15 protein-coding genes are annotated in these 14,598 nt (G+C 71.3%); 10 read left to right on the top strand and 5 right to left on the bottom strand.

Annotation, left to right across the window (positions count from 1 at the left end):
* Positions 1-46 precede the first annotated feature (46 nt).
* From ACRAKI_RS28370 to ACRAKI_RS28330, 9 genes are all read left to right on the top strand, one after another.
* Complete coding sequence (locus ACRAKI_RS28370; protein ID WP_447003550.1) at positions 47-1,171, top strand: acyl-CoA dehydrogenase family protein; 1,125 nt, start codon at positions 47-49, stop codon at positions 1,169-1,171.
* Positions 1,171-2,295 (top strand): CaiB/BaiF CoA transferase family protein, encoded by a 1,125-nt coding sequence (locus tag ACRAKI_RS28365; protein ID WP_447003549.1) that lies wholly within the window; start codon positions 1,171-1,173, stop codon positions 2,293-2,295. Before ACRAKI_RS28370 ends, ACRAKI_RS28365 begins: the two co-directional genes overlap by 1 nt.
* Before the next feature lie 479 nt (positions 2,296-2,774).
* Complete coding sequence (locus ACRAKI_RS28360) at positions 2,775-2,936, top strand: hypothetical protein (protein ID WP_447003548.1); 162 nt, start codon at positions 2,775-2,777, stop codon at positions 2,934-2,936.
* Between the two features lie 191 nt (positions 2,937-3,127).
* Positions 3,128-3,616 carry a helix-turn-helix transcriptional regulator gene (locus ACRAKI_RS28355; protein WP_447003547.1) on the top strand — a complete coding sequence of 163 codons (489 nt, stop codon included), beginning with the start codon at positions 3,128-3,130 and terminating at the stop codon, positions 3,614-3,616.
* Positions 3,617-3,779: 163 nt separating this feature from the next.
* Positions 3,780-4,124, top strand: a complete 345-nt coding sequence (locus tag ACRAKI_RS28350; protein WP_447008538.1) for a hypothetical protein — start codon at positions 3,780-3,782, stop codon at positions 4,122-4,124.
* Between the two features lie 14 nt (positions 4,125-4,138).
* The gene (locus ACRAKI_RS28345; protein WP_447003546.1) at positions 4,139-4,441 is read left to right on the top strand and encodes a DUF3817 domain-containing protein; all 303 of its coding nucleotides are present in this window, start codon (positions 4,139-4,141) and stop codon (positions 4,439-4,441) included.
* A 115-nt stretch (positions 4,442-4,556) separates the two neighbouring features.
* A complete protein-coding gene (gene gcvT, locus ACRAKI_RS28340; RefSeq protein WP_447003545.1) occupies positions 4,557-5,657 on the top strand; it encodes a glycine cleavage system aminomethyltransferase GcvT in 1,101 nt (366 codons plus the stop codon).
* A gap of 15 nt (positions 5,658-5,672) precedes the next feature.
* Complete coding sequence (gene glyA, locus ACRAKI_RS28335) at positions 5,673-6,938, top strand: serine hydroxymethyltransferase (RefSeq protein WP_447003544.1); 1,266 nt, start codon at positions 5,673-5,675, stop codon at positions 6,936-6,938.
* 79 nt (positions 6,939-7,017) lie between these two features.
* Complete coding sequence (locus tag ACRAKI_RS28330) at positions 7,018-7,623, top strand: malonic semialdehyde reductase (protein WP_447003543.1); 606 nt, start codon at positions 7,018-7,020, stop codon at positions 7,621-7,623.
* Positions 7,624-7,734: 111 nt separating this feature from the next.
* Here the strand turns inward: ACRAKI_RS28330 and ACRAKI_RS28325 are convergent, their stop codons facing one another.
* Complete coding sequence (locus tag ACRAKI_RS28325; protein ID WP_447003542.1) at positions 7,735-8,424, bottom strand: COG4315 family predicted lipoprotein; 690 nt, start codon at positions 8,422-8,424, stop codon at positions 7,735-7,737.
* A gap of 147 nt (positions 8,425-8,571) precedes the next feature.
* On the opposite strand from ACRAKI_RS28325, the gene ACRAKI_RS28320 reads away from it, so the two are divergent.
* On the top strand, positions 8,572-10,632 hold the full coding sequence (locus tag ACRAKI_RS28320) for a prolyl oligopeptidase family serine peptidase (RefSeq protein WP_447003541.1): 2,061 nt from the start codon (positions 8,572-8,574) through the stop codon (positions 10,630-10,632).
* Positions 10,633-10,695: 63 nt separating this feature from the next.
* Here the strand turns inward: ACRAKI_RS28320 and ACRAKI_RS28315 are convergent, their stop codons facing one another.
* The 4 genes from ACRAKI_RS28315 to ACRAKI_RS28300 form a co-directional block, all read right to left on the bottom strand.
* The gene (locus tag ACRAKI_RS28315) at positions 10,696-11,538 is read right to left on the bottom strand and encodes a spermidine synthase (RefSeq protein WP_447003540.1); all 843 of its coding nucleotides are present in this window, start codon (positions 11,536-11,538) and stop codon (positions 10,696-10,698) included.
* On the bottom strand, positions 11,535-11,948 hold the full coding sequence (speD, locus tag ACRAKI_RS28310; RefSeq protein WP_447003539.1) for an adenosylmethionine decarboxylase: 414 nt from the start codon (positions 11,946-11,948) through the stop codon (positions 11,535-11,537). The genes ACRAKI_RS28315 and speD overlap by 4 nt, the downstream gene beginning before the upstream one ends.
* Before the next feature lie 55 nt (positions 11,949-12,003).
* Positions 12,004-13,188, bottom strand: coding sequence for a type III PLP-dependent enzyme (locus ACRAKI_RS28305; RefSeq protein ID WP_447003538.1), 1,185 nt, complete (start codon positions 13,186-13,188; stop codon positions 12,004-12,006).
* 74 nt (positions 13,189-13,262) lie between these two features.
* Positions 13,263-14,525, bottom strand: a complete 1,263-nt coding sequence (locus tag ACRAKI_RS28300; protein ID WP_447003537.1) for a metallophosphoesterase — start codon at positions 14,523-14,525, stop codon at positions 13,263-13,265.
* Positions 14,526-14,598 lie beyond the last annotated feature (73 nt).

Here is a 14,598-nt window from a genome sequence, read left to right as displayed (position 1 = left end):
GGACGGTGGGAACGTCATCCTCATGCCAACTCGCCGTTCCGCATGGATGACCGAGGACCTGGACCAGCTGCGCGAGCTGGCCCGGACGTTCTTCGAGAGGGAGTCGGTCCCGCACCACGAGCGCTGGGCCGAGCAGAAGCAGGTGGACCGGGACTTCTGGAACAAGGCCGGGGAGGTCGGGCTGCTCTGCCTGTCCATCCCCGAGGAGTACGGCGGGGGCGGCGGCACGTTCGCGCACGAGGCCGTCCTGCTGGAGGAGCAGGCGCGGTGCGGCGACAGCGCGTGGGGCAACAGCGTGCACAGCGGGATCGTCGCCCACTACGTCAACGCCTACGGCACCGAGGAGCAGAAGCGGCGCTGGCTGCCGAAGCTGGCGTCCGGCGAGTCGGTCGGCGCGATCGCCATGTCCGAGCCCGGCGGCGGCTCCGACCTCCAGAACATCAAGACGAAGGCGCTGCGGGACGGCGACGAGTACGTGCTGTCCGGCTCGAAGACGTTCATCACCAACGGCGCGCAGGCCGACCTGGTGATCGTGGTCGCCAAGACCGACCCCGGCCAGGGCGCCACGGGCATCTCGCTGCTGGTCGTGGAGACGGGGTCGGCGCCCGGGTTCCGCCGCGGCCGGGTGCTGGACAAGATCGGGCTGAAGGGCCAGGACACCGCCGAGCTGTTCTTCGATGACGTCCGGCTGTCCGCCGCGAACCTGCTCGGCGAGGTCGAGGGCCAGGGGTTCGTCCAGCTCATGCAGCAGCTGCCGCAGGAACGGCTGATCATCGCGGTGGCGTCGGTCGCGGGCATCGAGGCGGCCGTGGACCTCACGCTGGCCTACGTGAAGGACCGCACGGCGTTCGGGCGGGAGCTGATCAAGTTCCAGAACACCCGGTTCACGCTCGCCGAGTGCGCCACCGAAGCCCGCGTGACCAGGGCTTTCGTGGACCAGTGCATCGCGGAGCACCTGGAGGGCAGGCTCGACGTGCCCACGGCGGCGATGGCCAAGTGGTGGGCCAGCGAGCGGCTGTGCCGGGTGGTGGACGAGTGCGTCCAGCTGTTCGGCGGCTACGGCTACATGACGGAGTACCCGATCGCACGCGCGTGGGCGGACGCGCGCGTGCAGAAGATCTACGGCGGGACGAACGAGATCATGAAGGAAATCATCGCGAGGTCGCTCTAGTGCCGGGGCCGTTGGAAGGGCTGAAGGTCGTCGAGCTGGCCGGGATCGCGCCCGCGCCGTTCGGCTGCATGGTGCTGGCCGACCTCGGCGCGTCGGTGGTCCGGGTGGACCGGGTCGGCGGCGGCGCGGAAGTGCCCGTGCTGGGACGCGGGCGGCGGTCGATCGGCGTGGACGTGCGCCGGCCGGAGGGCGCCGACCTGGTGCTCCGCCTGGTCGCGGAGTCGGACGTGCTGATCGAGGGCTTCCGGCCGGGCGTCACGGAGCGGCTGGGCATCGGTCCGGCGCAGTGCCTGGCCCGCAACCCGGGGCTGGTCTACGGGCGGATGACCGGGTGGGGCCAGGACGGGCCGCTGGCCGACCGCGCCGGGCACGACATCAACTACATCTCGGTGGCGGGCGCGCTGGAGCCGATCGGGCGGGCCGGCGCGCCGCCGACCGTGCCGCTGAACATCGTCGGCGACTTCGGCGGCGGCGGGCTGCTGCTGGCGATGGGCGTGCTGGCGGCGCTGTACGAGCGGGAGCGGTCCGGGCGCGGGCAGGTGGTGGACGCGGCCATGGTCGACGGCGCCGCGCTGCTGACCACGTGCCTGCACGGGATGTCCTCGATGGGCGCCTGGCCGGGTGAGCGCGGGACGAACCTGCTGGACGGCGGCGCGCCGTTCTACGACGTGTACGAGGCGGCGGACGGCCGGTTCGTCAGCATCGGCGCGTTGGAGGAGAAGTTCTACGCCGAGCTGCTGGCGGTGCTCGGGCTGGTCGACGCGGGGCTGCCCGGACGGCACGACCCGGCGAACTGGCCGGAGCTGCGGGCCCGCATCGGCGCGGCGGTGGCCACCCGGACCAGGGACGAGTGGGCGGCGCTGGCCGAGGGCACCGACGCGTGCCTCGCCCCCGTGCTGGCGCCCGGTGAGGCCGCGCGGCACGGCCACATCGCGGCGCGCGAGACGTTCGTCGAGGTGGGAGGCGTGTCGCAGCCCGCGCCCGCGCCCCGGTTCGAGCGGACGCCCGCTCCGGTGCCGAGCCCGCCGCCGGCGATCGGCGAACACACCGCCGAGGTGCTGGGCGAGCTGGGGCTGGGCGATGCGGAGATCGCCGACCTGCGGGATGCCGGTGTCATCGGCTGACCCGCTCCGGTGTCGTCGACTGACCGTTCGGTGTCATCGGTTGACATGCTTCGGCCACGCGAACGCGACCGTCGAGGTGATGTGTGAAAAAGGGCGCGAGAAATCACCTGAAGGGGTACCGGAAATGTGTGCGACCGACAGCGGCCGTGTCACGCTCGGTGCGTACACCGGCGCAATCAGGTGATGAGCTACGAGAGCCGACGAAGAACTGACGGTGTCGATGAACCTCGATGTCCGTGCCGGGGGGATGGGCGAGTGGCCCGTACCTTGGTGATCGGCGGGACCCCAGGCCCCCTTGATCGTCCGTTCGGGTGACGCGAGGCGTCGTCCAGGCAGGGATCCGTGGTCGGCGGTGAGACCGGTCGGGCGAGGACGGCGGGTTTCGCCGCATCATCCGGGTGAATGGGGGACCATGGCGGGTGACCGAACCGGAGCGGCGCTCGGCCGCCCTGCCCTGTGATACGGACGGAGACCGATCAGTGAACGTCAAGAAGGTGGTGACGCTGGCGGCGGTCGCGCTGGTGCTGTTCCTCCTGATCACCCAGCCCAACGAGTCGGCGGGGGCGGTGCGGACCGCACTCGGCTGGCTCCAGTCCGGCGCCGAGTCGATCATCACCTTCGTCCGCAGCCTCTTCGCCTAGCCCGCTGCGGGAACTCCGCTCAATGCGGTCACGATCGGTGATCGCGCAGGTCAGGCGTTGCACCGTACGGGTGGAATGAGGGCTATAACGCCCTGGTAACAGGGTTTTAGGCAAACAAGGGTCTAGCGGTTGTCGGTACCCGCTAATACGGTGCGTCGCATTGGCTGATCTTCGACCGATGAGGAGGCAGAATGGTCGAGGACTCCGGAGTCGACGAGCTGCTGCGGCAGTGGGCGGCTGAGCGCTCGGACGACGCCGAGCTGCAGGAGGTGAACCGGATCAAGGACGCGTGGCTCGCGGAAGCACCGCCGTCCCTGCCGGGCATCCCGGTGCAGCGGGCGAATGGCGGTCCCCGCGGCCTGATGAAGGTCGAGTCCGCGGATCCCGCCTACGTGGCTGCGATGCGGAAGCGGGCGCCCGAGGTGCCCGAGGCTCTGCTCGCCGCCGCCGCCAGCTACTGGCAGCTGGTGGGTGACATGCGCGAGGCGGAGCAGTGGTGGGACGCGGGCATCAGCCCGTTGGACCAACGTGCTCTGGACTACCGGGCGGCCGGGCTGACCCCCGCCGACCTCGGTCGTCGCCTCGGCCCGATGACGGTGCTCCAGCACCTGCGTCGGGGTAGCGCAGCGGCCTGGTGCGTGGCCAGGTTGCAGAGGCAACGCCGGGATGGCGTGGCCTAGTCGGAACGAGTCGGGGCGGGCTCCTGTGCGATGACAGAGGAGCCCTCACCTTGAGGGGCGGGCTCCTGTGCGAGGAGCCCCAGCCCCGTAGCAGTACCCTTGAGGCGTGCGTGGCCTCATCACCCCCCAGCGTTTGGCTGTCGCGGCCGTCTGCGTGGCGGCGATGGTCGTGTGCTGCGGGCTCGCCTACTGGCAGTGGGAGCGGTTCTCCGCGACCGGTGGCACGTTCCAGAACCTCGGCTACGTCTTCCAGTGGCCGCTGTTCGGCCTCTTCCCGGCGTTCATGGTGTGGCGCATCCGCAGGTTGGACGCCCGCCGCAAGGCCGAGGAGGCCGCCGCGGCCGAAGCCGGCGCCGCCGACGGGGCCGTCCCGGAGCCGGTGGTCGCGCCGTCGAAGCCGGTCGTTACCGTTGAGCCCGTCAGAGCACCCGCGCACGACGACGAGGACGACGAGCTCGCGGCCTACAACCGCATGCTCGCCGCACTCCACGCGCGGGACCAGCGGTGAACGAAGGTAGGGCGATGAGCGGCGCGTTGACCAGGTTCCGGTTCATGGCTTACGTGGTCGGTATCGGCCTGCTGCTCCTCGTGATCGCCATGATCGCCAAGTACGCGGGCGGCGACGACGCCATGATGCACGTCGTCGGCCCGGTCCACGGCTTCCTCTACGCGGTCTACCTCGTGCTCACGGTCGACCTCGCGCTCAAGGCCCGCTGGTCGATCAAGGGCACCGCGCTGGTGCTGCTCGCGGGCACGATCCCGTTCGTGTCGTTCTACGCCGAGCGCAAGGTGGTCGAGAGCGTCCGGGCCGAGAAGAGCCTGTGACCCGGGCCGACCCGAGCCGCTCTCGCTTCGCACGTGTGATTCTCGGACCAGCCCCGCGCCGACCCGACCGGTCGGCGCTACCGGCATGTCCGCACCCCAGGGAGGACCTCGCCTGATGGAAAGCCGTCGCACGCCCCTGCACGCCGAGCACGAAGCGCTGGGCGCCATGTTCACCGACTTCGCGGGCTGGCGGATGCCGCTGCGCTACGACAGCGAGCTGGCCGAGCACCACGCCGTGCGCACGTCCGCGGGCCTGTTCGACCTCACCCACATGGGCGAGATCGTGCTCACCGGCCCCGGCGCGGGCGCCGCGCTCGACCGCGCCCTCGTCGGCCACGCGTCCGCGATCCGCCTCGGCCGCGCCCGCTACACGATGATCTGCGAGGCCGACGGCGGCGTGATCGACGATCTGATCGTCTACCGCACCGGCGAGCAGGAGTACCTGGTCGTGGCCAACGCCTCGAACGCCGCCGTCGTGCGCGACGCGCTGGTCGAGCGGGCGGAGGGCTTCGACACGACGGTCGAGGACAGGTCGACGGACTACGCGCTGCTGGCCGTCCAGGGTCCGAAGGCCACCGGGATCCTCGCCGGCCTCACGCCCACCGACCTGGGCGAGGTCAAGTACTACGCGTCGTACCCGACGGAGGTGGCGGGCAAGTCGGTGCTGCTGGCCCGCACCGGCTACACCGGCGAGGACGGCTTCGAGCTGTTCGTCGCGCCGGACGACGCCGCGCACGTCTGGGCGGCGCTGATGGAGGCGGGCGAGCCGCACGACCTCAAGCCCGCCGGCCTCGGCTGCCGCGACACGCTCCGGCTGGAGGCGGGCATGCCGCTGTACGGCAACGAGCTGGGCCGCGACCGCACGCCGTTCCACGCGAACCTCGGCCGGGTGGTGAAGCTCGACAAGCCCGGCGACTTCGTCGGCCGCGAGGCGCTGGCCGCCGTCGCGGAGCAGGGTGTGGACCGCAGGCTGGTCGGCCTGAAGACCACTTCGCGCCGGGCGCCGCGGCACGGGTACCCGGTGCTGGACGCGTCGGGCGAGCCGATCGGCGAGGTCACCAGCGGCGCGCTGTCGCCGACGCTCGGGTACTCCGTGGCGATGGCCTACGTGGCCGTCGGCGAGACTGAGCCCGGCACCCGGCTGTCGGTGGACGTCCGGGGCAGGCACGAGCCCGTCGAAGTCGTCGCACTGCCGTTCTACACGCGAACCAGCTAAGGGAGAGACCCACACATGTCCGAGCACTTCAACGCCTCTCTCGCGGAGTTCGACCCGGAGGTGGCGGACGCCGTCGCCGCCGAGCTGCGCCGCCAGCAGGGCACGCTCGAGATGATCGCCTCGGAGAACTTCACGCCGGTGTCGGTGCTCCAGGCGCAGGGTTCGGTGCTGACGAACAAGTACGCCGAGGGCTACCCGGGTCGCCGCTACTACGGCGGCTGCGAGCACGTCGACGTGATCGAGCGGCTGGCGATCGAGCGGGTCAAGGCGCTGTTCGGGGCGGGCTTCGCGAACGTGCAGCCGCACTCCGGCGCGCAGGCGAACGCGTGCGCGATGTTCGCGCTGATCCAGCCGGGCGACACGATCCTGGGCCTCGACCTGGCGCACGGCGGCCACCTCACCCACGGCATGCGGATCAACTTCTCCGGCAAGCTCTACAACGTGGTCCCGTACCACGTGTCGGAGGACGACGGCCGGGTCGACATGGCCGAGGTCGAGCGGCTGGCCACCGAGTCCAAGCCGAAGCTGATCGTGGCGGGCTGGTCGGCGTACCCGCGTCAGCTCGACTTCGCCGAGTTCCGCCGGATCGCCGACTCGGTGGGCGCCTACCTGATGGTGGACATGGCGCACTTCGCCGGTCTGGTGGCGGCGGGTCTGCACCCGAGCCCGGTGCCGCACGCGCACGTCGTCACCACGACCACGCACAAGACCCTCGGCGGTCCGCGCGGCGGCGTGATCCTGACCAACGAGGCCGACCTGGCGAAGAAGATCAACTCGGCGGTGTTCCCCGGTCAGCAGGGCGGTCCGCTGGAGCACGTGATCGCGGGCAAGGCGGTGGCGTTCAAGCACGCGGCGTCGCCCGAGTTCGCGGACCGGCAGCGGCGCACGGTCGAGGGCGCGAAGATCCTCGCGGACCGGCTGTCCCGCCCCGACGCGGCGGCGGCCGGTGTGAAGGTCCTCACCGGCGGCACGGACGTGCACCTCGTGCTGGTCGACCTGGTGGCGTCCGAGCTGGACGGCAAGCAGGCCGAGGACCGGCTGCACGAGGTGGGGATCACGGTGAACCGCAACGCGGTGCCGAACGACCCGCGTCCGCCGATGGTGACGTCCGGCCTGCGCATCGGCACGCCGGCGCTCGCCACCCGCGGGTTCGGCGAAGCGGACTTCGTCGAGGTGGCGGACATCATCGCGACCGCGTTGCAGGCGTCGCCGGACCTGGCCGAGCTGCGGTCCCGGGTCGAGGTGCTGGCGGCCAAGCACCCGCTGTACCCGAACCTGTGAACTACGCCACGAAATAGCCCGTGCCCACTGGAGGTTGTCCCGTGCGCCACCCGCGTACGGGACAACTGAAAGAGGCACCATGACCACGACGTTCGACGCCTTGGCGCTGCCGCGCGACGCACAGGACCTGCTGTTCCGCGAAGCGCGCACGGCGAACTCGTTCACCGACGAACCGGTGCTCGACGAGCAGCTCCGCGAGGTCTACGAGCTCGTGAAGTGGGGTCCGACCTCGATGAACAGCCAGCCCCTGCGGGTGCTGGTCGTGCGCGGCGAGGAGGCCAGGAACCGGCTCCTGCCGCACATGTCGGAGGGCAACCGGGCCAAGACCCGGTCCGCCCCGGTGACCGTGATCCTCACCGCCGACACGGACTTCCACGAGCACTTCGGCCGGACGTTCCCGAACTACCCGGGCGCCAAGGACGCGTTCGCCGACGACGCCGGGCGGACCGAGGCGGCGAAGATGAACGCCCTGCTCCAGGTCGGCTACTTCATCGTGGGCGTCCGAGCGGCCGGTCTCGCCGCCGGTCCGATGACCGGCTTCGACCAGGACGGCGTGCGCCGCGAGTTCTTCGCCGACACGACCCAGATCCCGCTGGTGGTCGTCAACATCGGCCACCCGGACCCCTCCGGCACCCACCCGCGCAACCCGCGCCTGGACTTCGCCGAAGTCGTCACCGTCGTCTGACCGCCCTGATCCCCCGGCCAACCCAGGCCGGGGGATCGGTGTGTCCACAGCGGACTGCACAGGTCGTGCGCCCGGCGGACTGGCCAGCCGGTGGGCTGGGCAACCGGTGGATCAGGCGGCAGGCGCCGTCACCCCCGGCGGCAGGCACTCGACGTTGCGCTTCCCGTTGGGCTGCACCACGAACCAGGTGCCGCCGACGCCCTGGCCCTTCCACTGGCCAGGTGCCTCGTCCTTCGCGTAGGTGTAGAGCGGCCAGCCGTCCAGCGTGACCTGCTCGCTGCCGTCGGCCCGCTTCACCGTCGACACGAGCGCCGGGTCGACGCCCTGCAACTGCGGCGCGCCGCTGGACAGCACGGGCGGCCACGTGACGGCGCACTGACCCTCGCAGTTGGACTTCGCCGGCGTCGGCGTGTCCTTGTCGAACCGGTACAGCGTCCGGCCGTCGCCGTCCTGCACGACGTCGCCCATCTTGGGGACGCTCTTGCCCACCAACGAGATCCGGGGGCCGGACGGCGCGGGCGCGGCCTGGGCCTCCGGCACGTCGGCCTCCTCGGCGAGGCTCTCGTCCGGGGAGGCTTCCGCCGGGTCGGCGTCCTCGACCGGTGCGGGCTCCTCGCTGGTCGGAGGGGCCAGGGGCTCCGGGACGTCGCCGTAGTCGCCCTGGGCAGCGGCCCCCACCTGTCCGGTCTGCGCGACCGTCCGGCCTTGCAGCCCGGTGGCGTTGGAAGTCCACATGACCAGCGCGAGCACGGCAGCCATGCCGCCCGCGACGGCGATGGCGATGCGGTTTCGTCGGATCACACTCACTCCTCCTTGGTCCGTCAATCGCTCCACCGACCCATACGGCCCTTCCTCGGACGTGGTTCAGGCCCGGCGCGGAGACAGGGGTCCGGTCCTCTCGCGCCCGAACGTCCGGGCCGTTTTCCGGACACCGCGTAGGGTGTTCCGGTGGGCAACGAGATCTCCTTCCCGCGCCAGCACGCGCGCACCCAGCGGTTCACCCTTGGCGCACCGCGCACCTTCACCGTGGCACCGGACGGCGCCGCGGTGTACTTCCTCCGCACCGCCACGGCCACGAGCCGGGCGAACGGCCTGTGGGCGTTCGACACCGCGACCCGGTCCGAGACCCTGCTGGTCGACCCGGCCACGCTGCTGACCGATCCCGAGGACCTGTCCCCGGAGGAGAAGGCACGCCGCGAGCGCACCCGTGAGCAGGCGGCGGGCATCGTCGGCTACGCCACGGACGGCGGCGCGCGGCGGGCGGTGTTCGCGTTGTCCGGCAGGCTGTTCGTGGTCGAACTCGCCACCGGCGCGGTGCGCGGGCTGCCGGTCGCCGGAGCGGCCGTCGACCCCCGGCTCGACCCGACCGGGCGCAAGGTCGGGTACGTGGCGGACGGCGCGCTGCACGTCGTGGAGCTGGAGTCGGGTGCGGACCGGGTGGTCGCCGCGCCGGACGGACCGGACGTGACGTGGGGCCTGGCGGAGTTCATCGCGGCGGAGGAGATGAGCCGGTACCGCGGGTACTGGTTCTCCCCGGACGGCGAGCGGGTGCTGGCGGCCCGGGTGGACAACGCGCCCGTGCCGCGCTGGCACATCGCCGACCCGGCGAACCCCGACAAGCCCGCCGCCGAGATCGCCTACCCCGCCGCGGGCGATGCCAACGCGGTGGTCGGCGTGTCGGTCTTCGGCGCGGAACGGGTCGACGTGACGTGGGACCGCGACGCGTTCCCGTACCTGGCCACGGTGTCGTGGTCGTCGCACGGCAGGCCGCTGCTCCAGGTGCAGTCACGGGACCAGCGCCGCGTCCGCGTGCTGGCGGTGGACGTCGAGACCGGTGACGTGGACGTGGTGGCCGACGACACCGACCCGCACTGGCTGGAGATCGTGCCGGGCGCGCCGCGCTGGACGCCGGACGGCGACCTGCTGCGCGTGCTGCCGGTCGGTGACGCGAACCGGCTCGTCGTCGGCGACCGCCCGTGGACGCCGGACGGGTTCCAGGTGCGCGCGGTGCTGGACGTGGCCGAGGACGGCGTCCTGGTGACCGCGTCCACCGACGACCCGACGCAGGCGCACGTCTTCCTGGTCACCGCCGACAGCGTCACCCGGCTGTCCGCTGAGGATGGTGTGCACGGCGCGACCAGGGCGGGCGGTGTGCTCGTGCTGGTGTCCTCGGCGATGGACCGCTTCGGGCCGAAGGTCACGGTGTCCACCGGCGGCGACATCGGGACGTTCGCGGAAACCCCCGTGCTCACGCCGCAAGTGCGGCTGATGACCGTCGGTGAACGAGAGCTGAGGGCGGCGCTGCTGTTCCCGCGCGACCACGTGCCGGGCGTGCGGCTGCCGGTGCTGCTGGACCCGTACGGCGGGCCGCACTCGCAGCGCGTGGTGTCGGCGCGGAACGCCTACCTGACCTCGCAGTGGCTGGCCGACCAGGGTTTCGCGGTACTGGTGGTGGACGGCCGCGGCACGCCGGGCCGCGGTCCGGCGTGGGAGCGGGAGATCGCGTTCGACTTCGCCGGAGCGACCCTCGACGACCAGGTGGACGCCCTGCACGCGGTCGCCGCCACGGAACCCGACCTCGACCTGACCAGGGTGGGCATCCGGGGCTGGTCGTACGGCGGGTACCTGGCCGCGCTGGCCGTCCTGCGCCGCCCGGACGTGTTCCACGCGGGCATCGCCGGCGCGCCGGTCACCGACTGGCGGCTGTACGACACCCACTACACCGAGCGCTACCTGGGCCACCCGGCCGACCGGCCCGAGGTCTACGAGACGAACTCGCTCATCGCCGACGCCCCGAAGCTGGAGCGCCCGCTGATGATCGTGCACGGCCTGGCGGACGACAACGTGGTGGCCGCCCACACCCTGCGGCTCTCGTCGGCGCTCCTGTCCGCGGGTCGCCCGCACACCGTGCTGCCGCTGTCCGGCGTCACGCACATGACCCCGCAGGAGCAGGTGGCCGAGAACCTGCTGCTGCTCCAGGTCGACTTCCTCAAGCGGTCGCTGGGCTAGGACCCGGCAGACGGAAGGGGCCGCCCCGGCGGGAAAGCCGGGGCGGCCCCTTCGCGGAACAGATCACGCCGGCGAGTGCCGCACCAGGTAGGGCGGGATCGAGTTGCCGACCAGGGCGAGGTCGTCGATCGTCTCCGGCTGGTAGCCGCACTCCGGCAGGCGCTCGACCATGAGCGCGGTCGGGTCCGCCACCTCGTCGGCGCGCCCGAACAGGTAGGCCCACTCGTGCTCGTCCGAGCCGTAGTACGCCACCGTGCCGAACACCTCGTTGAACCGCTGCCACATCCGGATCAGCGTGGTGTTGCGCCACATCGTCTGGCAGCCCGCCTGCGACACCACGACGCCACCCGGCGTGAGCAGCGCCTTGCACATGGCCAGGAACTCCTCGCCGTACAGGCGGTTGTGCTGCGCTTCTTCCTCGCGCTCGTCCGGCAGGTCCACCAGGACGATGTCGTAGCGCTCCGACGTCGTCCGGATGTACTCGTAGCCGTCGATGTACCGCACGCGGATCGGGCCTTCGCCCTTCTCGGCGAGGGCCAGTTCGGCCTGCGTGTACCCGTAGGGCAGGTGCTCGGCGCACAGCCGCACGGCCTGCGAGTCGATGTCGATGTGGTCGACCACCGAAGCGCCCGCCGCCACCGCCATCTGGCACACCACGCCCTCCGACGACCCGATGACCAGCACCCGGTCGACGCGGTCGGCGAGCAGCAGCGCCGGCGCCATCAGCGCCTCGTGGTACGTCAGCTGGCTGAACTCGGTGCTCTGCCGGTCGTCGTCGCAGAACAGCGACAACCCCTGGGCGGTGCGGGCGATCACCAGGTGCTGGAACTCGGTCCTGGTGTCGACCACGACCTCCTCGACGTCCCAGTGCCTGGTCATACCGGCCGCGAGCGGTTCGCGGATCAAGACGCCTTCTCCTCACCGACGAGCGCGGGGACGCGGTGTCCCCGGCTGACAATGTCCGTCCGTGCCGACACAGCTCCCAGCGCTTCGGCCAGCAACTGCACCGCGAGCGCGGGCTTGGCGCGCGTGCCGCAGGTGAACACGTCCACGAACACCGCTCCGACTTCCGGGTACGTGTGGATGGACGCGTGCGACTCCGACAACAGGGCCAGCACGGTGACCCCTTGCGGCTCGAACTGCTTGGAGACCACCTCCAACACCGTGGCATCCGCCTGGGTGAGCGCTTCACCGAGCGCGTGTCGCAGGAACCGCTCGTCGTCGAGCAGTTCGGGGCTCACGCCTTCAAGCTCGGCGAGCACGTGCTGTCCTGCGAACAAGCCAACCGGCTCGATTTCGCACGGGAGTTCGGACATCAATCACTCCAAACATCTTCAGGAGGTGCACTGCGACGGACAGGCGGGGGCGTGCTCATCGCACGCAGTGGGTGGCCAGCGGCGGGAAGCCGTTGAACGCCACCGAGGAGTAGCTGGCCGTGTAAGCGCCCGCGCCGAGCAGGTCGACGTGATCGCCCGCGCGCAACTCCAGGGGCAGGTGGTAGCACGTGTTCTGGTACAGGACGTCGTCCGCGTCGCACGTGGGGCCGGCGATCACGACCGGGCCGACGGGTCCGCCGTCCCGGCTGGTCCTCAGGGGGTAGGCGATCGCCTCGCCCTCGGTCTCCGCGAGTCCACCGTACCTGCCGATGTCGAGGAACACCCATCGGCGTTCGTCCGAATAGGACTTCCGCGCGACCAGCACCACCTCGGACCGGATGACGCCCGACTCGGCGACGATCGCGCGCCCCGGCTCGATCATCACCCGGGGCGTGCGGCAGTCGGCGGGTAGGCCGCCGAAGTGGCGTTCGATCGACGCCCTGATGGCCGTGCCGTACGCGGACAGCGGCGGTGGCTGCTCCAGGTAGCCGGCGGGCAGGCCGCCGCCCAGGTTCACGGTCGTCAGCGGCAGGCCCTCGGCGCGCAGCTTCCCGGTGATCAGGGCGGCGTCGGCGATCGCGGCGTCCCAGCCGCCCGGGTCGAGCTGCTGCGACCCGGCGTGGAACGCCACACCCAGCGGAACCAGCCCCGACTCCGCCGCCAACCGCAGCAAATCCGTCGCCATCTCGGGCGAGCAGCCGAATTTCTTGCCGAACGGGTAGGTGGAGCCCTTGCTGTTCACCAGGATCCGCAGCAGCACGGACGCGCCGGGCGCGTGCTCGGCGAGCGCGAGCACGTCCTGTTCGCTGTCGGACACGAACAGTCGCACACCCCGCCCGTACGCGTACGCGATGTCCCGCGCCTTCTTGATCGGGTTGCTGTACGAGATGGTCTCCGGCGCGGCTCCGCGCGCCAGGCACAGGTCGATCTCCGCGGGGCTGGCGACGTCGAACGAGCACCCCTCGGCGGCCAGCAGCTCGACCACTTCGGGCGTCGGGTTCGCCTTGACCGCGTAGAAGATCCCCACCTGAGGCAACGCCGAGCGGATGGCCGCGAACCGGTCGCGCACGGTCGGGAGGTCGATCACCAGGCAGGGGGTGTCCGGTTGCTCATGGTCCAGGAAACGACGGATACGAGCTGTTGCCTCGTCAAGCCGTTGATCGGCAAAGCTCTTCGTCATCTCGCTAGGGGTCCCCCTCCGCAACCGTGTTCGGGCACGGCCGTCCACTCTAGGTGCTGAAGGTGAAAAATGCGCTATCGGCCGGCGAAGTTGTGATGCAACTCCACGACGGTGATGTCCGGCGGCGCGCCCACCCGCACCGGCGGACCCCAGAAGCCGACGCCGTTGGTGGTGTAGACCTGGGTGCCGTCGATCGTCTCCAGCCCGCTGCGCATCGGCTGCTGCAGGCCGACCGCGAGGTGGAACGGGAACATCTGGCCGCCGTGCGTGTGCCCGGACAGCTGCAGGTCCACCCCGTGCTTCGCGGCCTCGCGCACCTGCACCGGCTGGTGCGCCATCAGCACGACGGGCCTCGACTTGTCCCGACCGTCGAGGGCGCGGGCGAAGTCGGGCGCGTCCTCGAAGGCCACACCGGTGACGTCGCTGACACCCGCGAGGTCGAACGCCGCGCCCGCCCGTTCGATCGTCAGCCGCTCGTTGCGCAGCGGGCTGACCCCGAGCCGGTCCAGCTCCATCAGCCACGGCTCGGCGCCCGAGTAGTACTCGTGGTTGCCGGTCACGAAGAAGCTGCCGTGCGTGCTCACCAGGTCGCGCAGCGGAGCCGCGGCCTCACCCAGCTCGTCCACCGTGCCGTCGACCAGGTCGCCCACGATGGCGACCAGGTCCACCTGCTGCTCGTTGATCATCCGCACGATCCGCTCGGTGTGCGAGCGGCCGAGCAGCGGCCCCAGGTGGATGTCGCTCACCACCGCGATCCGGTAGCCGGACAGCCGCGGGTCGAGCTTGCCCAGCGTCACGGGCACCCGCTTGATCACCGGGTCGCCCAACGCCTGCGTGGCGCCGTACGTCACGACGCCCGCCGTGGCCACCCCGCCGGCGACCGCCAGCGACCGTGCGATGAACAGCCGTCGGCCCGGGTCGGCCGGCTGCTCCTCGGGCACCGGTGCACCCTCCGGCGCCTCCCTCGGCGCCTCCGCGACCGGTGCGCCCTCAGGTGCCTCCACGACCGCGTTGGGCACACCTGTGGCGACCGCCACCTCCAGCCGCCGCCTCGAACGCAGGATCAGCAGCCGCGGGATCTCCAGCACGCCCAGGATCAGCGCGAAGTAGAACGCGCCCGCCAGCCAGAAGAACCCCGGCCAGGCCAGCGCGTCGCCGAGGGCCGACCCGAGCCTGCTCACCGCGAGGCCGGCCATCACCAGCACGTAGAGGAGGAGCACCACGACGGTGCCGGTCCGGCGGCCGCGGCCGGGCAGGGTCGTGTCCCGGACGGCCCGCTTCCAGATGTAGTAGTGGGCTGCGCCCATGACGACGGCGAACAGCACGAAGAAGAACAAGCCCGGCCTCCAAGGTGGTGATGGGACCAGTTTCCACGACTCTCGAACCTCGCATGCAACCTCCTGAGTGCCC

The sequence above is a fragment of the Saccharothrix isguenensis genome (genome assembly GCF_052936305.1).
The sequence above is the reverse complement of the archived record's forward strand: the minus strand, read 5'-3'. Positions and strand labels throughout refer to the sequence as shown.